We start from the raw sequence: 26,436 nt of genomic DNA on the forward strand, positions 1-26,436 counted from the left end.
GATCTTGACGAATTAGGAGGATATTACATGTTAGAGTTTGATACTAATTTAGACCAACTAGCAACGATAAAAGTAATCGGTGTAGGCGGCGGCGGAAACAATGCAGTTAACCGGATGATTGAGCATGGTGTACAAGGCGTTGAATTTATTGCTGTCAATACTGATGCACAAGCTTTAAATCTCTCAAAGGCAGAAGTGAAAATGCAAATTGGTGCTAAGCTTACCCGTGGGCTTGGTGCAGGTGCCAACCCTGAAGTGGGGAAAAAAGCTGCTGAAGAGAGCCGTGAACAGGTAGAAGAAGCTCTTAAAGGAGCTGATATGGTATTTGTTACTGCTGGAATGGGCGGAGGAACTGGAACAGGTGCCGCTCCTGTCATTGCACAAATCGCACGTGAACTAGGTGCTTTAACAGTGGGCGTTGTTACACGGCCTTTCACTTTTGAAGGAAAAAAACGGGCTGGACAAGCTTCCGGCGGTATTGGAGCTATGAAGGAAGCAGTTGATACCTTAATCGTCATTCCGAATGACCGTTTGCTTGAAATTGTTGATAAAAGCACTCCAATGCTTGAAGCCTTCCGTGAAGCAGATAATGTACTCCGTCAAGGTGTTCAGGGTATCTCAGATTTAATAGCTGTCCCTGGTCTTATTAACCTGGACTTTGCTGATGTAAAAACCATTATGTCAAATAAGGGTTCTGCTCTTATGGGAATCGGAATCGCCGCTGGAGAAAACCGTGCTGCTGAAGCTGCCAAAAAGGCAATCAGCTCCCCATTATTGGAAACTTCCATTGATGGTGCCCAGGGTGTATTGATGAATATTACTGGCGGGTCAAATCTTAGCCTTTACGAAGTCCAGGAAGCAGCAGATATCGTTGCAACTGCCTCAGATCAAGAAGTGAACATGATTTTTGGTTCTGTTATTAATGAGAATCTGAAAGATGAAATCATTGTTACAGTAATTGCAACAGGATTTAATGAAGAAGTAATTCAGCCAAAAATGACTCGTCCTTCCTCTTTTGGACAGGTTAAGCCATCGATTGGCACTGTTAAAAGAGAACAGCCAAAACGGGAAGAGGTTCAACAGGAACCTCCTGTAAGAAACACTCAAGTATCTCAGGAAGATGCTTTGGATATTCCTACATTCCTGCGCAATCGTAACCGCAGAAGATAAGAAGAAAAGTATAAGCACTCGTTAACTTTTACCTGAGGCCAGACTTGATGCAAGATACTCAGGAATGCCTCTCGGAGATGAAAACTCGCTGGGTGGATTAGCTAGATAAAAATATTTGTTTATAAGGCCATAATTCCATTAGAATCATGCCTCAGACTGTAGAAAAACTCGAAGAATTTTGAGTTTGTTTACAGTCTTTTTTCTTTTTGGCTCTATTTAGGTTGACTGTGGATTTTAGCTTCGGGTGGGGCGCTTTCCGCGAACGCCCCCGGAAAGCAAGCGCCTGGAGCGGAGATTAACCTTCTTACATTCAGAGCAAAAAACGACCATACGTATCTATAGCCCTTTGTAATGAGGGGCATGATTCCTTAGGAATCATGCCTTTCTATTTATTCCTCCTCTATTTTCCTTCTAAATCCTTCCAAAAAAAACTGACAAAATTCCGCAGAGAAGGATGAAAATTTCTCCACTTTCATGTACACAAAGTGACACACTTCAGCGTTAACTCTAGGTTATACTTTTCCGTAAACAGAATATTAATAGAATTGCTTGGCTCTAAGTTTATTCTCGTATTGCAATGATATGTAAAGGAGGAGGGGGCTCTGGTTGTATATTTAGATATAATCTGGCTGCTCAATCTTCTGTTTGACAGTCTTCTCCTCTACCTGACTGCTATCCTACTGAAAAGGAAATTCAAATATTGGAGACTAATTACAGGAGGTTTCATTGGTTCACTTATTGTTTTGCTATCCTTTACTCCTTTCAGCTGGATTACAAGCCACCCTGTTTCAAAGTTTGTATGCTCCGTTTTCATGGTTTGGATAGCCTTTGGATTTAAAAGATGGAGGTATTTTATTAACGGGCTTTTAACTCTCTATTTATCGACCTTTATAGCAGGTGGGGCATTGATTGGAGTTCACTATTTTATTCAATATGATCCAAAGCTTACTGAAAATGTCCTGATCTCAAGTGTAAAGGGCTTTGGTGATCCTATCACCTGGTTTTTCATTATGCTGGGGTTTCCAACAGCCTGGCATTTTGCTAAAAATAGGTTTGACAGAATGGAAATAGCTAAAATCAATTATGACCAGTTAGTTTCGGTCGTTATTAGGGTGGATGAAAAGGATTATAATTTTTCAGGTATGATTGATAGCGGGAATCAGGTTTATGATCCTATATCGAAAATGCCGGTTATGTTCGTTTCTATAAATAAGAGACGCAACCAGCTTCCGAAAGAATTTATTCAATTGGCGGAAGAATCTGAGGAAATTATTATGGGTCAGACTGAAATTTCTGGAGAATGGCAAAACAGGCTGAGAATTATTCCATGTAAGGTCGTTGGCAAAGATCATCAGCTGGTAACAGCAATTAAACCAGATTTAATAATTGTTACAACTAAGGAAGAACAAATATTTTGCGAAAAGGGACTTATTTCATTCACTGCACAGCAGCTTTCCTCGGAGGATGCCTTTGAGTGCATTGTACATCCGAAAATGCTTACAGGGCACCGTCAGTCTGTAAATGAGCCTCAGGTGAGTTGAGTACCAAAGGATATATTTTTGTAAGTTTGAATACTGTCCAAATCCTGCGCCAATTGTACTTGGCGAACGGCAAGTTTTGCTAATAATACTATACTCAACTTTAAACAATTTAGAAGGAGGAACTTCCGTGAAAAAATGGAGACTTCGATTATCATATTATTGGTATAAAATTTTAATAAAGCTGGGACTTAAAACGGATGAGGTTTTTTATATTGGCGGAAGTGAGGCACTGCCGCCTCCCCTGAATAAGGATGAAGAAGAATTGCTGCTAAAAAAACTCCCTAATGGTGATAAAGCAGCCCGTTCCATCTTAATCGAAAGAAACCTCCGCCTTGTGGTATACATTGCAAGGAAATTTGAGAACACCGGGATTAACATAGAGGATCTGATTAGCATAGGCACCATTGGGTTAATAAAGGCTGTTAATACCTTCAACCCAGAAAAGAAAATTAAGCTTGCTACATATGCCTCAAGATGCATAGAAAATGAAATTCTCATGTACTTGAGAAGAAATAATAAAATTAGATCTGAAGTTTCCTTTGATGAACCTCTTAATATCGATTGGGACGGAAATGAATTATTGCTTTCAGATGTACTTGGCACTGATGAAGATATCATTACAAAGGACCTGGAGGCAAATGTAGACAGAAAACTGCTGACCAAAGCTCTTCATCAGCTGTCAGACCGCGAAAAACAAATTATGGAACTGCGGTTCGGCCTTTCAAATGGGGAAGAAAAAACACAAAAAGATGTTGCTGATATGCTCGGAATCTCCCAATCGTATATATCTAGACTGGAAAAAAGAATTATAAAAAGACTGAGGAAAGAATTTAATAAAATGGTTTAACAAAAGCAGACAGCTCCTAAAATGGGAGCTTTTTTTATTCTTGAGAAAATTAAATGGGCAGTATTGTAACCTCAAATGGTCTTAAAAGGCAAAAGGGGTAACGAAAGGAGCAGTATTGTAACCCCAAAATGGACCCAGTGGCAAAAAGGGTTAACAAAAGGGAGGGGATAGTGCCGTTAACATAAGTAACTCGAAAGGGTTGAAAAAAAGCGAGAGCGTGTCCGAATACAAGTCTCATTCGTACAAAGGGAATGAAAAAAAAGGGGCCGGAGATTTCGTCCGCAGAAGCAAATGGATTTTTTGCTGGTATCCATTTAACTTAACTGACTAATTCTCGCAAAAAACCTATATTAAAAAATCTTTTTTTTATTTCCAAAAAGAAAAATTTCCCCCAGAAATGCAAGGGAAATGGCAGCTTTTCTGATCCATTTCACTTCCTTCATGAAAAAACAGATGTGCATAATTTTCCTGCTCACGGAGATACTGTTTTTTGTACAGCAGCTCCTATGAGGAGGGAAAATGATTGACACGAAATAAAGTTGAAATATGCGGTGTGGATACATCAAAACTTCCTGTCTTAAAAAATGAAGAAATGAGACTGCTCTTCAAACAAATGCAAGATGGCGATATTACAGCGCGTGAAAAGCTTGTCAACGGGAACCTAAGGCTGGTATTAAGCGTCATCCAGAGATTTAACAATCGTGGCGAATTCGTTGATGACCTATTCCAGGTAGGCTGTATCGGTCTAATGAAATCTATCGATAACTTTGACCTAGGTCAAAACGTTAAATTTTCAACATATGCAGTGCCAATGATCATAGGAGAAATTCGGCGTTATCTGCGGGATAATAATCCTATACGTGTATCGAGATCGCTGCGTGACATTGCCTATAAAGCACTGCAGGTAAGAGAAAAATTGATGAGCGAAACATCCCGTGAACCAACTGCTGAAGAAATCGCCCGTGTACTGGAAGTGCCACATGAGGAAATCGTTTTTGCCCTCGACGCAATCCAGGATCCCGTCTCTCTATTTGAACCGATTTATAATGACGGGGGAGACCCGATTTATGTAATGGACCAGCTGAGTGATGAGAAGAACAAGGATATTCACTGGATTGAAGAGATCGCACTGAAAGAGGGAATGAGAAGGTTGAATGAAAGGGAAAAACTCATTCTCCGCAAAAGATTCTTTCAGGGAAAAACTCAAATGGAAGTTGCAGATGAAATAGGAATCTCCCAAGCTCAGGTCTCAAGGCTTGAAAAAGCAGCAATAAAACAAATGAATAAAAATATCCAGAGCTAAGCTGCCAATGGGCAGCTTTTTCATTGTTATCCAGAAATTTTTGGGCGAACCTATACATATATTTTTAAATAGCAGGAAAGAGGAGTGAGGAAGATGATAAAAATTTCAGAATTTCAAATAAAGGATGTTGTCAATGTGGCAAATGGAAAAAATCTTGGAAATATTGGGGATATAGAAATTAATCTTGATACTGGAAAAATTGAATCAGTGGTCATAAATAAAAACGGAAAAGTTTTGGGCTTATTTGGTAAAGAGGATGAAATTGTTATCCCATGGAGGAATATTTTAAAAATAGGTGAAGATGTAGTTCTTGTCAGATTTAATGGGAAAATTCCCGAATCTAATGAATGAACCTAGAAATAACACTTTTTTTGGCTCTTTATGTTAAACTATATAAAAAAAGCGCGAGGTAAGAAATGGAACCGTTTATTTTACAAAATGACTCCTTTTTTGTAATCAAAAACTGGATAGATCAATTTCCTGGGCTGACTGCAGGAATAACCACTAAGAATGGGGGAGTTAGCCGGGATCACTTCTCCAGTTTGAATTTTGGTTTTCATGTGGGGGATGAACAGAAATCGGTTTGCCAAAATAGGGACCGTTTAGCAGAATTGATCGATTTTCCTTTGGACAATTGGGTTGGAGCCGAACAAACTCATGAAGTATTTGTAAGAAAAATTTCTGCTTCAGACCGCGGGCAGGGAGCCCGTTCCTATGAGGACGCCTTTAAAAGTACGGATGGATTTTATACGTCAGAGCGGGGGATTTTGCTGACTCTTTGTTTTGCTGATTGTGTCCCCCTTTTTTTTATTGCCCCAAAAGCAGGGATGATTGGCTGTGCACATGCCGGCTGGAAAGGAACAGTCCATGGCATAGCCCGGAATATGGCAGAGGCCTGGGAGAAGGAAGGTATTAAGCCATCTGAAATCTATGCAGCAATTGGTCCATCTATTTGCGAAAAATGCTATATTGTGGATGACCGTGTTCTTACTTTTGTACAAAATACACTAGAATCTGTCGAAAAAAAGCCCTATAATCAAATAAAAGAGGGGCAGTATAGACTTGATTTACAGGAAACAAATAAATTGATTATGATGGCCGCTGGCATACCAGAACAGAATATCAGCGTTACCAGACTCTGCTCCAGCTGCGATCAGGATCATTTTTATTCCCATCGGCGTGATTCCGGCAAGACTGGAAGAATGGCTGCCTTTATCGGCTGGAAGGAGGAAGTTAAGCCATAATGGAAGTTGCAGTAAAGCTTAAGGACATTAAAAATAAACTCGAAGATGCCTGCCGCAGGGCAGGAAGAAATCCGGAAGATATAAAAATAATTGCGGTTACTAAATATGTCAGTACCGAAAGAGCCATTGAGGCTGTTGGGGCAGGTATTCTTGATTTAGGAGAAAACCGGGACGAAGGGCTATTAAAAAAGTGGGAAGTACTGAGGGACAAGCCTGTGTGGCATTTTATCGGGTCCCTTCAGACAAGGAAGGTCAAAAATATAATTGATAAGGTTCAATATATTCACTCACTTGACCGTTTGTCGCTTGCTGAAGAAATTAATAAAAGAGCTAAAAACCCCATCAAGTGCTTTGTGCAGGTTAATGTTTCCGGTGAAGAATCCAAACATGGAATGCAGCCGGAGGATGTTATTAATTTTATTGAGGAGCTGGCTCCTCTCAAAAATGTTGTCGTTGACGGGCTAATGACAATGGCCCCAAATACCGATAATGAAAATATACTGCGAAATTGTTTCAAAACACTAAAAAACCTTCAAAAAGATATACAAAAATGCCAGTTTACCCATGCTCCGTGCAGGGAACTTTCAATGGGGATGTCAAACGATTATTCCATTGCAGCTGAAGAAGGAGCAACAATGGTGAGGATCGGAACTGCATTAGTTGGAGAAGAAGATTAGGAGGTGCAATAAATGAGCATTAAATCAAAAATCAAAACATTTTTCTTTCTAGATGATGAATATGATTATACTGAAGAGGAATATGTTGAGGAAGTAGAGCCGGTAAAACCGCAAAGGCAGCAGCCGGTTGCAGCGAAAAGCCAGAATGTCGTCAGCCTTCAAAGTGTTCAAAAATCTTCCAAAGTAGTATTAGTAGAACCTAGGGTATATGCAGAGGCCCAGGATATTGCTGATCATTTAAAAAACCGCAGGGCTGTTGTTGTTAATTTGCAGCGTATTGAACATGACCAGGCAAAGCGTATTGTGGACTTTTTAAGCGGTACCGTTTATGCCATTGGCGGTGATATTCAACGAATAGGAAGCAGTATCTTCCTATGCACTCCGGACAATGTAGAAGTTTCAGGAGCAATTTCAGAAATCATGCAGGAGCATGATTTACGAGACACGAGGTGGTAGAAGTTAATGGCATTTGTATTTTATCTTCTGCAAAAGGTGCTTTACTATTATTCATGGATATTAATTATCTATATTTTAATGTCCTGGTTTCCAAATGCTCAAAACAGCTCAGTTGGCCGATTCTTAAGCAGAATCTGCGAACCGTATCTTGAGCCTTTCCGAAGATTCGTTCCGGCAATTGGTATGATTGATATTTCTCCTATTGTTGCGTTTATGGTACTGAATCTCGCTTCAAGCGGACTTAACAGATTAGCTATTTGGTTTGTCTAAGAACTGCCCTGAAACGGAGAGGCTGTTAATTTTTAAGATAATACGTTTGAAACATCAGCGCCCTTTAGCTGGTTTCCTTCAGGTTACTGTATACCAGGAACTAAAATCGGGCGCTTACTCTTTTAAAAGAGGTATGAAATGAATATATATCAGCATTTCAGGCCCGAGGAACGAGATTTCATTGACCAGGTGCTGCATTGGAAGGATTATGTTGATAATGCTTATGCACCAAGGCTGACTGATTTTCTTGATCCTAGGGAGCAGCATATTTTAAAGGTTATAATAGGTGAACATACCCCGGTAAAATGGGATTTTTTTGGCGGAGTTAAAGATGCTGAAAGAAAAAGAGCCATTATTTATCCAGAATATATGGAACCATCGGAAGAGGATTTTCAAATCAGCCTTTATGAAGTGGACTATCCTTCAAAGTTTGTTACCATCGAACATCCTCAGGTTCTTGGAAGTCTCATGTCACTTGGTCTTAAGAGAGGGAAATATGGTGACATTCTATTTGAAGGTGACAGGATTCAGTTTCTAGCTGTACGGGAGATAGGACCTTATATTACTTCACAGCTTGAAACCATAGGCAGGGCTTCCGTTACACTGAAGGAAATGGCATTCAGTGAAGCTATATCTGCTGGCGTATCTATAACAGAGCAATCCATTACTGTTTCTTCACTTCGCCTTGATACGGTTGTTTCTGGAATACATAATCTCTCCCGGCAAAAATCTCAGCTGTTGGTTCAGCAGGGACATGTAAAAGTGAACTGGACAAACATTGAAAATCCTTCCTTTGAGTGTGAAGAGGGCGACCTTATTTCCGTAAGGGGACATGGGCGGGTCAAAATCATATCACTGGAAGGTGTAACGAAAAAGGAAAAAATCAGAATAATCATTGGTAAGCAAAAATAATTTATCCTGTCCATGAAGGACTTTATGTGAAAGATGTCGAATATTTGCTTTAATACATAATGATTCTGATACATTTGGAGGTGGCGTCATGCCTTTAACACCGTTAGATATACACAATAAGGAATTTAACAAAGGATTCAGAGGTTATGATGAAGACGAAGTAAATGAATTTCTTGATCAGGTTATCAAGGACTATGAGTTGATCATTAGAGAGAAAAAAGAAATGGAAGAGCGTCTTAAAGATTTAAATGACCGTCTTGGACATTTCACAACCATTGAAGAAACCCTTAATAAATCAATTATTATAGCTCAGGAAGCAGGGGAAGAAGTAAAAAGAAATGCCCAAAAGGAAGCTAAGCTAATTATTAAGGAAGCAGAAAAAAATGCTGACAGGATTGTAAATGAATCACTTTCCAAAGCTAGAAGAATCGCATTGGAAATAGAGGACTTAAAGAAGCAATCCAAGGTTTTCCGTACACGTTTTAAAATGCTGATTGAAGCTCAGCTTGATATGCTTAACACAGATGACTGGGATCATCTGCTGGAATATGAGCTCGATGCTACTGAACTGAAAGCTACTGAGGAAGAAGATTCACTAGCTTGACGAAATGATAGCATTTCGCATATAATTTTCTAATAAAGTTGACAGGTCAAAAGACGGTGACAGGGACAGTACAGTTTTCAATTGCTTTTTTAGCGAACCGGGGATGGTGGGAGCCTGGTATAAGCAGAAAGCTGGAATATCACCCTTGAGTTCCTTGCTGAACGCCTTCACAGGTAATTAAGCAGAGGCGTTTTGTTCACGTTACGAATGTAAAAGAGGAAAATGTGCATAAGCGCATGATCTATCAGGGTGGTACCGCGGGAATAAACCTTCTCGTCCCTATTGGGATGAGAGGGTTTTTTTGTTTTCTGAAAAAATAGCGGGGCAATACCTTTTAACTTTTTGATGATTTGTCAATGATGATAGTGTCAGGAGGAAGAAAAAATGGATTATAAAGATACACTGCTCATGCCGCAGACTGAATTTCCGATGCGCGGCAATCTTCCAAAGAGAGAGCCTGAAATTCAGGAAAAATGGAAGGAAATGAATATTTATAATAAGGTGCAGGAGCGAACTAAAGAACGCCCGATGTTTATCCTTCATGATGGACCTCCGTATGCAAACGGCGATATCCATATGGGCCATGCACTAAATAAAATTTTAAAGGATTTTATTGTTCGCTTTAAATCAATGAGTGGCTATAACGCTCCTTATGTTCCAGGCTGGGATACTCATGGCCTCCCAATTGAACAGGCGCTTACAAATAAAGGGGTTAAACGCAAAGAAATGACAGTTGCTGAATTCCGTAAATTATGTGCGGAATATGCTCTTGAGCAAATTGACAACCAGAGAGTTCAATTTAAACGCCTGGGAGTCCGGGGTGACTGGGAAAATCCTTATATCACGTTAAATCCTTCATATGAAGCACAGCAAATTAAAGTATTCGGTGAAATGGCGAAAAAGGGATATATTTATAAAGGCCTTAAGCCTGTTTATTGGTCCCCATCAAGTGAATCTGCACTTGCTGAGGCTGAAATCGAATACAAAGATAAAAAATCACCATCCATTTATGTTGCTTTTAAAGTAAAAGATGGCAAAGGTGTGCTCGATACAGATACCAGCATTGTTATCTGGACAACAACACCATGGACAATTCCAGCAAACCTTGGTATTTCTGTACATCCGGAGCTAGAATATGTGGTTGTTTCAGCAAACGGAGGTAAATATCTAGTCGCAGAAGCGCTGCTTGAATCTGTTAAAAAAGAGTTTGGCTGGGAAGAAGCTGAAGTCGTTCAGAAAGTAAAAGGAAGCGAGCTTGAGAACATTTTGGCATCTCACCCGCTTTATGGCCGTGATTCCCTTGTTATGCTTGGGGAGCATGTAACTACTGATGCAGGTACAGGATGCGTCCATACCGCTCCAGGCCACGGGGAAGACGATTTCCATGTAGGTCAAAAATACGGTCTTGAAGTACTTTGTCCGGTTGATGACCGGGGTAAGATGACAAACGAAGCACCGGGATTTGAAGGACTGTTTTACGATGAAGCTAATAAGCCAATTGTTCAGGCACTTGAGGAAGCAGGAGCGCTTCTAAAGTTAACCTTTATCACACACTCATATCCGCATGACTGGAGAACCAAAAAACCGGTAATCTTCCGTGCAACTGCACAATGGTTTGCCTCCATCAAGGATTTCCGTAATGACCTTCTTGAGGCTGTTAAGGAAACTAAGTGGGTTCCAGCCTGGGGTGAGACTCGTTTGTTCAATATGGTACGGGACCGTGGTGACTGGTGTATTTCCCGTCAGCGTGCATGGGGTGTTCCAATTCCGGTATTCTATGCTGAAAACGGGGACCCAATCATTACTGATGAAACCATTAATCATATCTCTGATCTTTTTAGAGCGAACGGTTCAAATGTTTGGTTTGAAAGAGAAGCCAAAGATCTATTGCCTCAAGGATTTACACATCCTGGCAGCCCGAATGGACGTTTTACAAAGGAAACGGACATCATGGATGTCTGGTTTGACTCCGGTTCTTCTCATCAGTCTGTTTTGGAAGAAAGGGATGACCTGCAGCGTCCAGCAGACCTTTATCTTGAAGGCTCCGACCAGTACCGCGGCTGGTTTAACTCTTCCCTTTCAACTGGAGTGGCAGTTACAGGAAAAGCTCCTTATAAAGGCGTCCTGAGCCATGGCTTTGCTCTTGATGGTGAAGGAAGAAAGATGAGTAAATCAATTGGTAACGTTGTGGTACCGGCAAAAGTTATGAATCAGCTTGGTGCCGATATTCTTCGCCTTTGGGTAGCATCAGTAGATTATCAATCCGATGTTCGGGTATCTGATGCCATTCTTAAGCAAGTTGCTGAGGTTTACCGTAAAATTCGTAACACCTTCCGATTCTTGCTTGGAAACCTTTCTGATTTTAACCCTGAAACAGATACGGTAGAGTATGGAAGACTTCGAGAAGTAGATCAGTTTATGCTTGTAAAGCTGAACAAGCTAATTAAATATGTTCGTTCCGCTTATGAAAATTATGAGTTTGCAGGAATTTATCATGCAATCAATAATTTCTGTACTCTTGATTTAAGTGCATTCTATCTTGATTTTGCAAAAGATGTTTTATATATCGAATCAAAAGACAATTATGAACGTCGTTCTATCCAGACTGTTCTTTATGAATCTCTGCTTGCTCTTACAAAATTGTCTGCACCAATCCTTTCTCATACAGCGGATGAAGTATGGAGCTTCATTCCTTCTGGTAAAGAGGAAAGTGTACAGCTTACAGATATGCCTGAGTTTAAGCCATTGGAGAACGCTCTTGCACTCGAAAATAAATGGTCTGCATTCTTGAAGCTTCGTGATGATGTTCTAAAAGCTCTTGAAGAAGCCCGAAACGAAAAAGTGATCGGTAAATCTTTGACTGCAAAGGTTACATTGTATGTAAATGATAAGACTCGTGAATTACTGGATTCTATCCAGGAGAGCGTGAGCCAGCTCTTTATCGTTTCAGGTTTTGAAGTAGCCGGATCCTACGATGCTGCACCGGAAAATGCATTAAAGCTTGAAACTGCAGCTATTGTTGTAACCAAAGCGGAAGGCGAAACATGTGAAAGATGCTGGACTGTCTCAACAGAGGTAGGCAAGGCAGAAGAGTTTCCAACACTTTGCCCTCGATGCGCACAAGTAGTAAAAGAAAATTATACTGCATAACCAAAAAAACCCGTGCAAATTTTTGCATGGGTTTTTTTTTTACGGGCATTTTTCCAACTCCCGGCAAAAGGACTTTATCCATTAAAATGTTACTTATTAAAATGTTATTATTTCCACCTCCGACAATTGCTAGTGATGATGACAAATGTTTTAAAGGTTTGCTTTTAAGCCACAGGCAATAATAAGAAAAAATCTTATACGGAGGCAGGAATATGATAGCATCAACTGAAAAGCTGTATGTGGAACTCCGTAATACCGAAAAGGAATTGATAAACCGTTTAAGTAAAATGAAGGATAAAACATGGTTCACATCCATTTTGGAAGATGAACTTTTAGATGTTCAGAATGCAATGGGAAAAATCAAAAAGGGAACATTTGGTGAATGTGAATTTTCGGGCGAATTATTACCCGAGGACCTGCTTTCCATTGTTCCTATACTTAGGACTGAGAAAGACTGTGCTGTTATAAATTTCTTTTATAAAAAACCATATGAGGAATTGTTTTTTGACCGTTAGATTTACGATGAAGCCAGGTTGTGCTAAAATGCTAGGGAAGTCATCGCATAATGTGGAGGTTTTCCGGTGTTTTATTATTTGATTGCTGTTTTAATTATTTTATTAGACCAGGTTACAAAATGGCTGATTGTTGCAAAAATGCAATTTGGTGAAAGCATAACGGTAATAAAGGATTTTCTTTATATTACATCCCATCGCAATAGAGGTGCGGCATGGGGAATTTTGCAAGGGCAGATGTGGCTTTTTTATGCCATAACAGTTGTAGTAATTATTGGAATCATCTATTACATGCAAAAAGCAGCAAAAGGAAAGCCAATGCTGGGCATTTCACTTGCGTTAATGCTGGGCGGGGCGATTGGTAATTTTATTGATCGTGTCGTTCGAAAAGAAGTAGTTGATTTTATCCATACATTTATTTTCAGTTACAACTTTCCTGTTTTTAATGTTGCAGATTCGTCCCTTGTCATCGGTGTGGCATTATTGATGATTCAAATGCTGCGAGAAGAGAGAGAAACAAAGGAGAAATCATATGGAGAAAATGGAACACACGGTTCTTGAGGACCAAAAGGGAGACAGGATTGATAAAGCTGTTTCCTCAATAAATGAAGAATGGTCCAGGTCACAGGTCCAGCAATGGATTAAAGATGGATATGTTCTGGTTAACGGGCAGAAAGTTAAAACCAATTATAAATGCAGTGTTAATGATTCGATTGAAATTGTTATTCCAGATCCGGAGCCATTGGATGTAATCCCTGAAGAAATGGACCTGGATTACTATTATGAAGACAGTGATGTTCTGGTTGTAAATAAACCGCGCGGCATGGTGGTTCACCCGGCACCCGGACATTTACATGGGACACTGGTAAATGGGCTGATGGCTCATTGTAAGGATTTATCAGGAATTAATGGAGTCATGAGGCCTGGTATTGTTCACCGAATTGATAAAGATACTTCAGGTCTTTTAATGGTAGCCAAAAATGACATGGCTCATGAAAGTCTGGTTAATCAGCTCGTGGAAAAAACGGTTACAAGAAAATATAAAGCAATTGTACATGGTGTAATACCGCATGACTACGGAACGGTAGACGCTCCCCTTGGCAGAGATCCAAAAGACCGTCAGAGCATGACAGTTGTGGACCAGGGTAAGCATGCTGTTACTCATTTTCATGTGATAGAAAGGTTCAAGGACTTTACGTTTATTGAATGCCAGCTTGAGACAGGACGGACTCACCAGATCAGGGTGCATATGAAGTATATTGGATATCCTCTTGCGGGTGATCCAAAATATGGACCGAAAAAGACTCTTGATATAGATGGCCAGGCATTGCATGCGGGAGTTCTAGGGTTTGTACATCCAAGAACAAAAGAATACCTTGAGTTTGAGGCTCCTCTTCCAAAAGATTTTGAAGAGCTTCTGGGCTATTTAAGAATTAATAATTGACATGTCAAAGTTTGTAAGATAAGATAACTTTAGTTGAATAGTCCTTTAAATCAGTCCCGTGAGGCTGAGAAGGAAACGGAATGCAAGGGGCCGGTAAACTGGCCAAAACGTTACCTCTCGCCAAAACGGTGGGAGGTTTTTTTTATGGCCGAACAAAAAGCAGAAGTACTTGATGAACAAGCAATCCGCAGAGCATTAACCAGGATCGCACATCAAATAATTGAAAAGAATAAAGGAGTTCAGGACAGCATCCTTGTTGGCATTCGAACAAGAGGCATCTACCTGGCAAAACGCCTTGCCGATCGAATTGAGGAAATTGAAGGAACTCCAATTAACATTGGTGAATTGGATATCACGCTTTATCGTGATGACCTTACTAAAAAAACAGAAAACCAGGAACCACTTGTAAAAGGATCGGATATTCCTTTTGATATTACAGACAAAAAAGTGATCCTTGTAGATGATGTCCTTTACACTGGAAGAACCGTTAGAGCGGGTATGGATGCCTTAATGGATATTGGCCGTCCATCCTCTATCCAGCTTGCTGTACTGGTAGACCGCGGACACCGGGAGCTTCCAATCAGGGCAGATTATGTAGGAAAGAATATCCCTACCTCCAGTTCGGAAAAAATCGTAGTGGAGCTTTCGGAAATTGACAATGCTGATCAGGTCAGCATTTTTGAAAAATAAATAACCCTTTTAATGGCAGTCCTGTGAGGCTGACAAAGGGAGTCAGAATGGAGCTCAGATTTTTGAGCCATTTACCCTCTTTGTTTACTAATCAGGCAAAGAGGGTTTTTTTAGGCATTTTAAGGAAAGTTAAAGAGAAGCGGAAAAGACCGGCATTATTTACTACCACTAAAGCCGTTGGAATTCTTCTTGCAAAAATAAATATAATACAAGGGGAGAAAGAAATAATGAATAAACCTATCCTGAATGTAAAAGATGTTCCAAAACCCGCCCAATGGCTTACACTTAGTATTCAGCATCTGTTCGCAATGTTTGGGGCAACCATCCTTGTTCCTTACCTGGTCGGATTAAGCCCATCCATCGCATTAATCTCAAGCGGCCTTGGAACACTCGCTTTCTTGTTAATTACTCAATTTAAAGTACCTGCATATCTTGGCTCTTCCTTTGCCTTCATTGCTCCGGTAATTGCCGCAAAAGCGTCAGGCGGTCCGGGAGCAGCCATGATCGGTACCTTTATGGCAGGTCTTGTATACGGAATTGTTTCTTTAGTTATTAAAAAAGCAGGATACCGCTGGATTATGAATCTACTTCCTCCGGTAGTAGTTGGGCCTGTTATTGTTGTAATCGGACTTTCACTTTCTAGCACTGCTGTAGGCATGGCAATGAACAACCCTGCAGGGAAATACAGCCTGCTTCACTTCTCAGTTGGCCTTGTTGCACTGGCAGCAACTGTAATTTTCTCCATCTATGCTAAAGGAATGCTTAGCATGATTCCGATTCTCGGAGGAATTGTTGTAGGCTATATCTATGCACTTGCAGTTGGAGTGGTTGATTTAGCACCAGTTGGTAAAGCTCATTGGTTTGAAATGCCTGATTTTCTCTTCCCTTTTATTGACTATAAAGTAAAAGTAACCTGGAGTCTGGTTGGATTGATGGTGCCAGTAGCGATTGTGACGCTTTCTGAGCATATTGGCCACCAGCTCGTCTTAAGTAAGGTAGTAGGAAAAGATTATATTAAAGATCCTGGGCTGCACCGTTCTATCTTAGGAGATGGAACGGCGACAATGATTTCTGCGCTGATCGGGGGGCCTCCTAAAACCACTTATGGTGAAAATATTGGAGTGCTAGCCATCACTCGGGTTTACAGCGTGTACGTCCTTGCCGGCGCGGCAGTAATTGCAGTATTATTCGGCTTTATTGGAAAAATGACAGCATTAATCAGCACAATACCAACGCCTGTTATGGGCGGAGTATCCATCCTTCTGTTTGGAATCATCGCTTCCTCTGGCCTTCGTATGCTGGTAGACAGTAAAATTAATTTTGGTGATAAACGTAATCTTGTGATTGCTTCAGTAATCCTTGTTATCGGAATCGGCGGCGCGTTTATCAAGGTCGCGAACTTCCAAATCCAGGGTATGGCTCTAGCGGCGATTATCGGTGTAGTGTTAAACCTAGTACTTCCAGGCAGAGAGCCTGCAAAAGAAGATCTGTTTGAAGAACAAAAATCTGCATAAAGCGAAAGCGAACCTTTTAAATGAGTCCAGAGAGGCGAATAAGGGTGTAGCGTAACTGATGACAGGCACAAGAAGGAAAATAAAATCCTTGTTGGGCTTGCTTCAGCGCAAACACCCTGTCCTAAATGGCAGGGTGTTTTTTTGCTAATCAGAATTTATATCCATAAATTCTAAACGCATAAGAAAAACTTGGGCATCCGCCAAAAAGAACTTGGCGAATGCAAAGTTTTTCTAATATGAAGATTCTTTAAATCATGTTGCTGATTGCATGGGAATCTGCGACACTCCAGCGGAAAAACGGGCTGGAAAGACCCCCGCAGGAAGGAACGAGCGAGGAGGCTTGCCAGTTCGTCCGCGGAAAGGGAGCAGATTCACCTATTAAATAAAAGTAAAAACATAACAAAATTGTTTTAAAAATAATGAGGCGGTGGAATGGATGAAGCATTTATTGACTACTTCGGAATTAACTGCAGGTGAAATACTCGATATTCTTGGAGATGCACATGAGTTTGCCAAAGGAATGGAATGGAAACCGAAAAAGGATGTATTCACAGCTAATCTCTTTTTTGAACCAAGCACAAGGACAAAGACAAGTTTTGAGGTAGCAGAAAGGAAGCTTGGGCTGCAGGTCATCCCGTTTGAAGCAGAAAGATCCAGCATTCAAAAAGGTGAAACTCTTTATGATACGGTTAAAACCATGGAAAGCATTGGTATTAACACAGCTGTTATCCGACATCAGCAGGATTGTTATTTTAATGAACTGCTGGACGGGATCGGAATTCCAATAATCAATGCAGGCGATGGCTGCGGCCACCATCCTACTCAGTCTCTGCTCGATCTTATGACAATTCAGCAGGAATTCGGCTATTTTTCAGGATTGAAGGTTGCCATCATTGGTGATGTCCTGCACAGCCGGGTAGCACGTTCAAATGCTGAAGCTCTGACAAAGCTTGGTGCGGAGGTTTCTTTCTCAGGACCCCAAGAATGGTTTGACCAAAAAAATAAGTCCTTTTATATACCGATTGATGAAGCTGTCGCATCTTCGGATGTGGTGATGCTGCTTCGTATCCAGCATGAAAGACATGAGGAAAAAGGGGGCTTAACTGCATCCCAGTATCATGAACTCTTTGGTTTAACTGAACAGCGGGAAAAAACAATGAAATCTCACAGTATTATTATGCACCCAGCCCCTTTTAACAGGGATGTGGAGATAGCAGGAAGCCTTGTAGAGTCGAAGCGTTCCAGAATCTTTAAGCAAATGCAAAATGGAGTATTCGTTCGTATGGCAGTTTTAAAAAGATCGATTCAAAGTATAGGAGGGGGAAACAGCTATGAAAATGCTAATTCAAAATGCAACGTACTTCAATACTGAAAAAAAATTCCAAAAAGGTGATATCCTAATCGAGGATGGAATCATAACAGAAATTGGAGAGGAACTTTCTTATACAGATGCAAATGTCATTGATGGATCTAAATTCATAACAGCTCCAGGGCTAATTGACCTCCATGTTCACCTTAGAGAGCCTGGTGGCGAAAAAAAGGAGACAATAGAAACTGGAACATATGCAGCTGCCAGGGGAGGATTTACAACTCTCGCTGCCATGCCAAATACAAGGCCAGTACCTGATTCTAAAGAGCAGCTGGATTGGCTTCAGGGTCGTATTAAAGAAACTGCTCATGTCCGCGTTCTTCCTTATGCATCCATTACTGTCAGAGAGCTTGGCCAGGAGCTTACAGATTTTGAAGCACTGAAAAATTCAAGGCCTTTTGCTTTTACGGATGACGGTGTAGGCATTCAATCTGCTTCTATGATGCTTGAAGCAATGAAAAAGGCCGCTGCTGCGAGGATGGCAATTGTGGCGCACTGCGAGGAAAATACACTTATTAACAAAGGTTCGGTTCATGAAGGGATTTTTTCTGAAAAACATGGACTTAACGGCATACCTTCTGTATGTGAATCAGTACATATCGCCAGAGACGTATTGCTTGCCGAGGCAGCCGGCTGCCACTACCATGTCTGCCATATCAGTACAAAAGAATCAGTTAGGACAGTAAGAGACGCTAAGCGGGCTGGAATTAAAGTCACAGCCGAGGTAACACCTCATCACTTATTATTGAGTGAGAACGACATCCCTGGACTGGATCCGAATTACAAGATGAATCCTCCGTTAAGGGGAAAAGAAGACAGAAGGGCATTAATCGAAGGCCTCTTGGATGGCACGATTGATTTTATCGCTACTGATCATGCCCCTCATACAGAAGCAGAGAAAAGCGAAGGAATGCAGCTGGCTCCATTTGGCATTGTTGGTTTGGAAACAGCATTTCCGCTTTTATACACGAATCTGGTAGAAGAGAAGATCCTTAAGCTTGAAGAGTTGATTGATTTCCTAACAGCCAAGCCGGCAGAAGCCTTCTCACTGCCTTATGGAAAAATAGAAAAAGGGGCTATTGCGGATCTTGTACTTATCGATCTTGAGGAAGAAAAGAAAATCGATCCGGAAGAGTTTTTATCTAAAGGTAAAAATACACCATTTAAAGGCTGGAATTGCAAAGGCTGGCCAGTAATGACGATTGCCCAAGGGAAGATAGCTTGGCAGAAAGGGAGCGGACAATAATGAATAAACAGCTGATATTGGAGAATGGCACCATTTTTGTCGGAGAGGGCTTCGGCAGCCAGGAAAAAACAATTGGAGAGGTTGTTTTCAATACAGGAATGACTGGTTATCAGGAAATCCTGTCTGACCCTTCCTATTGCGGGCAAATTGTTACATTTACATATCCTCTCATAGGAAATTACGGAATTAACCGGGATGACTTTGAATCTATTAATCCTGCGGTAAAGGGATTTGTCGTTAAAGAAGCAGCAGAACTTCCTTCTAATTGGAGAAGCGAATTTACATTAGATGAATATTTACGATTTAAAAAGATTCCGGGAATAAGTGGAATTGATACAAGGAAACTGACTAGGATTATCAGGGAATATGGCACATTAAAAGGAGCGATTTGTGATATATCGGAGGATGCGCAGCAGGTTCTTTCACAGCTTCATTCATCTGTGCTTCCAATTGACCAGGTTAGCCAGGTTTCAACCATGAATCCTTATCCCAGCCCTGGCCGGGGAAAAAGAGTTGTACTTGTGGATTTCGGAATGAAGCATGGGATTCTAAGAGAGCTAAATCGCCGGGACTGTGATGTGGTGGTGGTTCCTTATAGTACAAGTGCTGAAGAAATCCTCCATTTACGCCCGGATGGAATTATGCTTTCAAACGGGCCTGGGGATCCAAAGGATGTTCCGGAAGCGATTGAAATGATTAAAGGTATATTGGGTAAGGTTCCTCTTTTCGGAATCTGCCTTGGACATCAGCTTTTTGCCCTTGCCTGCGGAGCGGATACAAGTAAAATGAAGTTTGGCCATCGCGGCTCAAACCATCCAGTTAAAAATCTTCGAACAGGAAAAATTGCCATAACCGCTCAAAACCACGGTTATGCGGTTGAAAGGGAATCTATAGGCTCTACGGAACTTGAGATTACTCATATAGCTCTGAATGACGATTCTGTTGAAGGACTTCAGCACAAGGAGTTCCCTGCCTTTACAGTGCAGTACCATCCTGAAGCATCACCAGGACCAGAGGACGCAAACGGTTTATTTGACCAGTTTATGAATTTAATAGATTCCAAGAAAGAGGAGGCTGCTGGCTATGCCAAAACGTACTGATATTAAAACCATTCTTGTGATTGGGTCGGGCCCAATCGTCATCGGTCAGGCAGCTGAATTCGATTACGCCGGAACACAGGCTTGTCTGGCATTAAAAGAAGAAGGATACCGGGTTATTCTTGTAAACTCCAATCCCGCTACTATTATGACGGACACCGAAATAGCCGATAAGGTTTATATTGAGCCACTAACACTTGAATTTGTGAGTAGGATTATCCGAAAGGAACGTCCTGATGCGCTCCTTGCAACTCTCGGTGGACAGACAGGTTTAAATATGGCTGTTGAACTACATGAGTCTGGTGTTCTTGATGAGTGCGAAGTAGAAATCCTTGGCACAAAGCTGACAGCCATTAAAAAAGCAGAAGACAGGGAATTGTTCCGTAATTTGATGAACGAACTCAACGAGCCGGTGCCGGACAGCGAAATCGTGCACCATATGGAGGAAGCGGAGCGTTTTGTTGAAAGAGCAGGATATCCGGTAATAGTAAGGCCTGCCTATACTCTTGGCGGAACAGGCGGAGGAATTTGCCGGGATCATGATGAACTGGTGGAAATCATTACCAGCGGCCTCAAAAACAGCCCGGTGAACCAGTGTCTGCTTGAAAAAAGCATCGCTGGCTTTAAGGAAATCGAATATGAAGTCATGCGTGACAGTAATGATAATGCCATCGTGGTTTGTAACATGGAAAATATTGATCCGGTTGGAGTGCATACAGGTGATTCAATTGTAGTTGCTCCGAGCCAGACTCTAAGCGACCGTGAATATCAGCTTTTAAGAAATGTCTCCCTTAAAATTATCCGCAGCCTTAAGATAGAAGGCGGCTGTAACGTACAGCTGGCACTAGATCCAGACAGCTTTGAATATTTTATCATCGAAGTTAACCCGAGGGTTAGCAGGTCCTCTGCTCTTGCTTCAAAAGCAACGGGATATCCGATTGCCAAGCTTGCTGCAAAAATAGCTGTAGGGCTTACACTTGATGAAATGCTAAATCCTGTTACAGGCAAAACCTACGCAAGCTTTGAACCTGCACTTGATTATATCGTAACCAAAATTCCTAGATGGCCTTTTGATAAATTTGAATCAGGTAACCGTTCTCTCGGGACTCAAATGAAAGCAACCGGAGAAGTAATGGCCATCGGCAGAACCTTTGAAGAGTCCCTGCTAAAAGCTATTCGTTCTCTTGAAGCCGGAGTAAGTCACTTTGAATTAAAGGACGGACAGGAAATAGATGCTGATCTGCTAGAAAAACGAATCAGAAAAGCAGGCGATGAAAGATTATTCTATATCGCGGAAGCGCTGAAACGTGGAATTACGATTGAAACGATCCACAATTGGAGCAAAATCGACCTCTTTTTCCTTAAAAAGATGGAAGGGATCATTCTCCTTGAGCAAAAGACTGAAAAGAACAAGTTTGAGGTTGAATCTGCACACAAAGCCAAGCAATCAGGATTCTCGGACAAGAAGCTTGCCGAGCTTTGGAATACTTCTGAAGAAGTGATTTATTCCTGGAGAAAAGAAAAGGGAATCCTTCCAGTCTATAAAATGGTAGATACTTGTGCGGCGGAGTTTGAATCCGAAACTCCATATTTCTTTGGGACATATGAAGAAGAGAACGAATCGGTAAGAACCGACAGAAAAAGTGTGATTGTGCTCGGATCTGGCCCTATCCGAATCGGGCAGGGAATTGAATTTGATTATGCAACCGTCCATTCTGTAAAAGCGATTAAAGAAGCCGGGTATGAATCAATCATCATCAATAATAATCCTGAAACGGTTTCAACCGATTTCAGCATTTCTGATAAATTATACTTCGAGCCTCTTACCGCGGAAGATGTTATGCATATTGTTGACCTTGAAAAGCCAGAAGGAGTTGTGGTCCAATTTGGCGGGCAAACAGCCATAAACCTTGCTGGGAAATTAGCGGAACATGGAGTGAAAATCCTGGGAACCAGCCTGGAAGACCTAGATCGGGCTGAGGACAGAAATAAGTTTGAGCACGCACTTGAAGAACTGAAAATTCCAATGCCTCCGGGCAGAACTGCCATGTCTGTTGAGGAAGCAGTTATTGTAGCGGAAGAAATCGGTTATCCAGTTCTAGTACGACCTTCGTATGTTCTGGGAGGGCGTGCAATGGAGATTATCTACCGCCAGGAAGAACTTCTTTATTACATGAAAAATGCTGTAAAAGTAAATCCGGAGCATCCTGTATTAATTGACCGTTACCTGACAGGTAAAGAAATTGAAGTAGATGCCATTTGTGATGGGAAGGATGTTCTTATTCCTGGAATCATGGAGCATATAGAGCGCGCCGGAGTCCATTCCGGAGATTCCATCGCCGTCTATCCGCCACAAACACTTTCTCCTGAAATTAAGGCAAAGCTTGCGGAATATACCAAGAAACTTGCAAAAGGACTAAACATTATCGGACTTCTGAATATCCAGTATGTACTGTGTAAAAACGAAGTGTATGTTCTTGAGGTAAATCCCCGCTCAAGCCGTACTGTTCCATTTCTCAGCAAAATTACAGAGGTGCCGATGGCTAAAATAGCAACAAAAGTGATTTTAGGAGAGTCTTTGGCAGAACAGGGATTTAGCACTGGGCTGCTTCCTGAAAAAGAAGGAGTTTATGTAAAAGTTCCCGTCTTCTCATTTGCCAAACTCAGAAGCGTTGATATAACTCTCGGACCCGAGATGAAATCTACAGGAGAAGTAATGGGCAAGGATTTAACTCTTGAAAAAGCACTTTATAAAGGCTTGATTGCATCAGGAATGAAAATCCAGAAATTTGGAACGGTCCTTTTAACAGTCGCTGATAAAGATAAAGGTGAAGCTCTAAAATTAGCGAAAAGATTTGCTGAAAACGGGTACCGCCTCATGGCGACAGAAGGAACTGCCAGGACGCTTGAAGAAGCAGGCCTCCCAGTAACAGTGGTAGGAAAAATCGGGTATGAGGGTAAGACTTTGCTTGATGTGATCCATAAAGGAGAAACACAGTTTATTATCAATACTCTTACTAAGGGTAAACAGCCTGAACGCGATGGATTCAGAATTCGCAGGGAGGCTGTGGAAAATGGTATTCCCTGCCTTACATCACTTGATACAGCAGATGCAATTTTAAAAGTAATTGAGTCAATGAACTTTTCAACAGAAGCGATGGGCACGGATAAAAAGGAGGCAATTTTCGCATGATCCGCAAAGAATTATGTGAAGTTATCCGCCAAACAGAAATAGCTGATTCCATTTTTGAAATGACTGTAAAAGGAGAAATGGTGAAGGATATCCGGACTCCTGGCCAGTTTGTGCATGTAAAGGCGGCTGGAGGTTATGATCCCCTTCTTCGCAGACCGATCAGTATTTCTTCGATTGACAGATCTAAAAATGAGCTAACGATGATTTATCGTAAAGAGGGCCGGGGAACGGGCCTTCTTTCTGAAAAAAAGACAGGAGAAGCCATTGATATACTGGGACCGCTCGGCAATGGGTTTCCCCTGGATGAAGCAAAAACGGGAGAAACGGCCCTTTTAGTAGGGGGAGGAATAGGAGTGCCTCCGCTATACGAACTATCCCGTCAGCTAAAGGCTAAAGGCGTTAAAGTAATTCATGTACTTGGCTTTCAAACAAAAGATAGTATTTTTTATGATTCAAAGTTTGAAAGTTTGGGAGAGACCTATATTGCAACCGCAGATGGAAGTTATGGAGCTATGGGATTTGTAACGGATGTGATTCGGGAGCTGAAGCTGCAGTTTGATGTTGTATATGCTTGCGGCCCAACTCCGATGCTCCGTGCGATTGAACAGAATTATCAGGATAAAAAAGTATTTTTATCACTGGAGGAGCGGATGGGATGTGGAATAGGCGCCTGCTTTGCATGTGTATGCCACACAACTGACGATCCGAAAGGTTTCTCTTATAAAAAGGTTTGCAGTGACGGTCCTGTATTCCGTGCGGGGGAGGTTGTAATATGAATAGGCTTAATATTAATTTGCCTGGATTGGATTTAAAGAACCCCATAATGCCAGCCTCAGGATGCTTTGGATTTGGGCGGGAGTACAGCCAATTTTACAATCTAGATGTGCTTGGGGCTATCATGATCAAGGCGGCGACACTTGAGCCGCGTTTTGGAAATCCAACTCCAAGAGTTGCGGAAACGTCAGCGGGCATGCTTAATGCCATTGGGCTGCAAAACCCTGGCGCACATAAGATTTTAACCGAGGAATTACCGTGGCTTGATCAGTATGATGTTCCGGTTATCGCTAATATAGCCGGTTCACAGGAAGATGATTATGTGGAGACGGCAAGGATTATCTCACAGGCAGCGAACGTTCATGCCCTTGAACTAAATATTTCATGTCCCAATGTGAAAACAGGGGGGATTGCTTTTGGTACGATTCCGGATGTGGCAAAGCAGCTGACCAGAAAAGTAAAAGAGGTATCCGCTGTTCCAGTCTACGTGAAACTGTCACCAAACGTTTCCAATATTATTGAGATGGCCAAGTCTGTTGAGGATGGGGGAGCGGATGGGCTGACAATGATCAATACACTAATTGGCATGCGGCTGGACCTCAAAACGGGAAAACCCATTTTGGCCAATAGTACCGGAGGTTTATCTGGACCAGCGATAAAGCCGGTTGCACTTCGAATGATTTACGAGGTAAGCCAGAAAACGAAGCTCCCCATAATCGGAATGGGTGGGATTCAATCCGCAGAGGACGTTGTTGAATTTTTCTACGCAGGAGCAAGTGCTGTTGCAGTCGGTACGGCAAACTTTGTTGACCCATTTGTATGTCCAACTATTATTGAGAAACTACCTTCACTGCTGGATAAGCTTGGTATAGAACATATTTCCGAATGTACAGGAAGGAGCTGGAAGAGGAATGAACAGCCCGTTAATCATCGCGCTTGATTTTTCTAACTGGACGGAAGTAGAGGGTTTCCTTGGGATGCTTGGGAAAGAGAAGCTTTTTTTAAAGGTTGGAATGGAGCTTTTTTACCAAGAAGGCCCTTCTATTATTCAGAAATTAAAGGAACAGCAACATCAGGTTTTTCTTGATTTAAAGCTTCACGACATACCAAATACTGTTAAAAATGCGATGAAGGGTCTGGCAAGACTAGAATGCGATCTTGTCAATTTGCATGCTGCAGGAGGACGGGAAATGATGGAGGCTGCTCTGGAAGGACTAGATGCAGGGACACCAGCGGGTAATGAACGTCCACAGTGTATCGCTGTTACCCAACTGACAAGCACCTCTGAAGCACAGATGCAGGAGGAACAGCTAGTTTCTGCTTCACTTGAGAAATCAGTTCTTCATTATGCATCGCTTGCAAGCCAGGCTGGCATGGATGGTGTGGTGTGTTCTGCTTGGGAAGCTAAAGAAATAAGACATCAGCTTGGAGACTCTTTTTTAACTGTAACACCTGGAATACGTCTTGCTTCCGATGAAGTACAGGATCAAAAACGAATTGCTACACCTCAATTTGCAAGAGAATCAGGAGTTTCTGCCATTGTAGTCGGACGCTCAATTACAAAAGCATTGGACCCATTAAGCAGCTATCTTAATTGGCTGGAAGAATGGAAAGGGGTAAGGAAATGAAGAGAATAATTGCTGAAAAACTTCTAGAAATTAATGCGGTGGCATTAAAGCCAAATGATCCATTTACTTGGACATCTGGTCTCCGGTCCCCCATCTATTGTGACAACAGGCTTACTCTGTCCTATCCTGATGTAAGGAGAGAGATTGCCAATGGGTTAAAGAGCTTGATTGATGAGCACTTTCCGGGAGCTGAGATTATAGCCGGAACGGCAACTGCCGGGATTCCACATGCAGCATGGGTAAGCGAAATAATGAATCTTCCTATGTGTTATGTTCGTTCTGCACCAAAAGGACATGGGAAAGGAAATCAGATTGAGGGGAAAGCAGCAGCTGGACAGAAGGTTGTTGTGGTTGAGGATTTAATATCAACAGGCGGTAGTGTTATCACTTCTGTCCAGGCATTAAGGGAATGCGGATGTGAGGTTCTGGGAGTCGTTTCCATTTTTACATACGGACTCAAAAAAGGAAGAGTGCTGTTAGAGAGTGAGAAAATAGAAAGCCACTCATTGACAAACTTCGAAACTCTTGTTGAGTTAGCAATTGAAAAAGGGTATGTGAGCGGGGATGACCAGGGAAGTCTGCTTGAATGGGCAAAGGATCCTGGCAGCTGGAGCAATCAATTTGCCGTTAAATAAGAAAAGCCCATTCAGCGAAGCAACTACCTGAGTAAACTTCCTGTAACGGCTTCTCTGAATAGACGACATGCAGCTTTGCGACGAGCTGAACATAAGCTTCTTTGAAAAAGCTATGGCGCAGGAGCACCAGTGGATGTTGACTTATCGTAGGGAGAAGCGG

General features: G+C 41.7%; 24 protein-coding genes, 1 pseudogene and 1 other annotated feature. All 25 genes and pseudogenes read left to right on the forward strand.

Annotated elements, in window-relative coordinates:
• Positions 1 to 27 precede the first annotated feature (27 nt).
• The 25 genes and pseudogenes from ftsZ (at position 28) to pyrE (ending at position 26,276) form a co-directional block, all read left to right on the forward strand.
• Positions 28 to 1,170 (forward strand): cell division protein FtsZ, encoded by a 1,143-nt coding sequence (gene ftsZ, locus G8761_RS03635; protein ID WP_166023762.1) that lies wholly within the window; start codon positions 28 to 30, stop codon positions 1,168 to 1,170.
• Between the two features lie 602 nt (positions 1,171 to 1,772).
• A complete protein-coding gene (gene spoIIGA, locus G8761_RS03640) occupies positions 1,773 to 2,711 on the forward strand; it encodes a sigma-E processing peptidase SpoIIGA (protein WP_166024192.1) in 939 nt (312 codons plus the stop codon).
• 127 nt (positions 2,712 to 2,838) lie between these two features.
• Positions 2,839 to 3,558 (forward strand): RNA polymerase sporulation sigma factor SigE, encoded by a 720-nt coding sequence (gene sigE / locus G8761_RS03645; protein WP_027323306.1) that lies wholly within the window; start codon positions 2,839 to 2,841, stop codon positions 3,556 to 3,558.
• Positions 3,559 to 4,081: 523 nt separating this feature from the next.
• Positions 4,082 to 4,861 carry an RNA polymerase sporulation sigma factor SigG gene (gene sigG / locus G8761_RS03650; protein ID WP_166023764.1) on the forward strand — a complete coding sequence of 260 codons (780 nt, stop codon included), beginning with the start codon at positions 4,082 to 4,084 and terminating at the stop codon, positions 4,859 to 4,861.
• A 93-nt stretch (positions 4,862 to 4,954) separates the two neighbouring features.
• Positions 4,955 to 5,212 (forward strand): YlmC/YmxH family sporulation protein, encoded by a 258-nt coding sequence (locus G8761_RS03655; protein ID WP_166023766.1) that lies wholly within the window; start codon positions 4,955 to 4,957, stop codon positions 5,210 to 5,212.
• A 65-nt stretch (positions 5,213 to 5,277) separates the two neighbouring features.
• Positions 5,278 to 6,105 carry a peptidoglycan editing factor PgeF gene (gene pgeF, locus G8761_RS03660; protein ID WP_166023768.1) on the forward strand — a complete coding sequence of 276 codons (828 nt, stop codon included), beginning with the start codon at positions 5,278 to 5,280 and terminating at the stop codon, positions 6,103 to 6,105.
• Positions 6,105 to 6,782 carry a YggS family pyridoxal phosphate-dependent enzyme gene (locus tag G8761_RS03665; RefSeq protein WP_166023770.1) on the forward strand — a complete coding sequence of 226 codons (678 nt, stop codon included), beginning with the start codon at positions 6,105 to 6,107 and terminating at the stop codon, positions 6,780 to 6,782. Before pgeF ends, G8761_RS03665 begins: the two co-directional genes overlap by 1 nt.
• 12 nt (positions 6,783 to 6,794) lie before the next feature.
• Entirely contained in the window at positions 6,795 to 7,238 is a 444-nt protein-coding gene (locus tag G8761_RS03670) for a cell division protein SepF (RefSeq protein WP_166023772.1), read from the forward strand.
• A 6-nt stretch (positions 7,239 to 7,244) separates the two neighbouring features.
• Positions 7,245 to 7,508 (forward strand): YggT family protein, encoded by a 264-nt coding sequence (locus tag G8761_RS03675; protein ID WP_166023774.1) that lies wholly within the window; start codon positions 7,245 to 7,247, stop codon positions 7,506 to 7,508.
• Between the two features lie 138 nt (positions 7,509 to 7,646).
• Positions 7,647 to 8,420, forward strand: coding sequence for a YlmH family RNA-binding protein (locus G8761_RS03680; RefSeq protein ID WP_166023776.1), 774 nt, complete (start codon positions 7,647 to 7,649; stop codon positions 8,418 to 8,420).
• An 88-nt stretch (positions 8,421 to 8,508) separates the two neighbouring features.
• Positions 8,509 to 9,024, forward strand: a complete 516-nt coding sequence (locus G8761_RS03685; RefSeq protein WP_027323314.1) for a DivIVA domain-containing protein — start codon at positions 8,509 to 8,511, stop codon at positions 9,022 to 9,024.
• 47 nt (positions 9,025 to 9,071) lie between these two features.
• Positions 9,072 to 9,308: a binding site (T-box leader), on the forward strand.
• Between the two features lie 100 nt (positions 9,309 to 9,408).
• Complete coding sequence (gene ileS, locus G8761_RS03690) at positions 9,409 to 12,174, forward strand: isoleucine--tRNA ligase (RefSeq protein ID WP_166023778.1); 2,766 nt, start codon at positions 9,409 to 9,411, stop codon at positions 12,172 to 12,174.
• Between the two features lie 212 nt (positions 12,175 to 12,386).
• Positions 12,387 to 12,689: a hypothetical protein gene (locus tag G8761_RS03695; RefSeq protein WP_166023780.1), complete on the forward strand. Its 303-nt coding sequence runs from the start codon at positions 12,387 to 12,389 to the stop codon at positions 12,687 to 12,689.
• A gap of 66 nt (positions 12,690 to 12,755) precedes the next feature.
• Positions 12,756 to 13,247, forward strand: a complete 492-nt coding sequence (gene lspA, locus G8761_RS03700; protein ID WP_166023782.1) for a signal peptidase II — start codon at positions 12,756 to 12,758, stop codon at positions 13,245 to 13,247.
• On the forward strand, positions 13,219 to 14,130 hold the full coding sequence (locus G8761_RS03705) for an RluA family pseudouridine synthase (protein ID WP_166023783.1): 912 nt from the start codon (positions 13,219 to 13,221) through the stop codon (positions 14,128 to 14,130). The genes lspA and G8761_RS03705 overlap by 29 nt, the downstream gene beginning before the upstream one ends.
• A 144-nt stretch (positions 14,131 to 14,274) precedes the next feature.
• Positions 14,275 to 14,820 (forward strand): bifunctional pyr operon transcriptional regulator/uracil phosphoribosyltransferase PyrR, encoded by a 546-nt coding sequence (gene pyrR / locus G8761_RS03710; protein ID WP_166023785.1) that lies wholly within the window; start codon positions 14,275 to 14,277, stop codon positions 14,818 to 14,820.
• 227 nt (positions 14,821 to 15,047) lie between these two features.
• On the forward strand, positions 15,048 to 16,334 hold the full coding sequence (locus G8761_RS03715; protein WP_166023788.1) for a solute carrier family 23 protein: 1,287 nt from the start codon (positions 15,048 to 15,050) through the stop codon (positions 16,332 to 16,334).
• A gap of 436 nt (positions 16,335 to 16,770) precedes the next feature.
• On the forward strand, positions 16,771 to 17,706 hold the full coding sequence (locus tag G8761_RS03720; RefSeq protein WP_166023790.1) for an aspartate carbamoyltransferase catalytic subunit: 936 nt from the start codon (positions 16,771 to 16,773) through the stop codon (positions 17,704 to 17,706).
• Entirely contained in the window at positions 17,666 to 18,949 is a 1,284-nt protein-coding gene (locus G8761_RS03725) for a dihydroorotase (RefSeq protein ID WP_166023791.1), read from the forward strand. The genes G8761_RS03720 and G8761_RS03725 overlap by 41 nt, the downstream gene beginning before the upstream one ends.
• Positions 18,949 to 20,069: pseudogene (locus G8761_RS03730) on the forward strand (carbamoyl phosphate synthase small subunit). Before G8761_RS03725 ends, G8761_RS03730 begins: the two are co-directional and overlap by 1 nt.
• The gene (carB, locus tag G8761_RS03735; protein WP_166023796.1) at positions 20,033 to 23,239 is read left to right on the forward strand and encodes a carbamoyl-phosphate synthase large subunit; all 3,207 of its coding nucleotides are present in this window, start codon (positions 20,033 to 20,035) and stop codon (positions 23,237 to 23,239) included. The pseudogene G8761_RS03730 and the gene carB overlap by 37 nt, the downstream one beginning before the upstream one ends.
• Positions 23,236 to 24,015 carry a dihydroorotate dehydrogenase electron transfer subunit gene (locus G8761_RS03740; RefSeq protein WP_166023798.1) on the forward strand — a complete coding sequence of 260 codons (780 nt, stop codon included), beginning with the start codon at positions 23,236 to 23,238 and terminating at the stop codon, positions 24,013 to 24,015. The genes carB and G8761_RS03740 overlap by 4 nt, the downstream gene beginning before the upstream one ends.
• The gene (locus G8761_RS03745) at positions 24,012 to 24,953 is read left to right on the forward strand and encodes a dihydroorotate dehydrogenase (RefSeq protein WP_166023800.1); all 942 of its coding nucleotides are present in this window, start codon (positions 24,012 to 24,014) and stop codon (positions 24,951 to 24,953) included. Before G8761_RS03740 ends, G8761_RS03745 begins: the two co-directional genes overlap by 4 nt.
• Positions 24,925 to 25,641: an orotidine-5'-phosphate decarboxylase gene (gene pyrF / locus G8761_RS03750; RefSeq protein WP_166023802.1), complete on the forward strand. Its 717-nt coding sequence runs from the start codon at positions 24,925 to 24,927 to the stop codon at positions 25,639 to 25,641. Before G8761_RS03745 ends, pyrF begins: the two co-directional genes overlap by 29 nt.
• A complete protein-coding gene (pyrE, locus tag G8761_RS03755) occupies positions 25,638 to 26,276 on the forward strand; it encodes an orotate phosphoribosyltransferase (protein WP_166023804.1) in 639 nt (212 codons plus the stop codon). The genes pyrF and pyrE overlap by 4 nt, the downstream gene beginning before the upstream one ends.
• The last annotated feature ends 160 nt before the right edge of the window (positions 26,277 to 26,436 follow it).

It is taken from the genome of Neobacillus terrae (genome assembly GCF_011393025.1).
Lineage (GTDB): Bacteria > Bacillota > Bacilli > Bacillales > Cytobacillaceae > Neobacillus_A > Neobacillus_A terrae.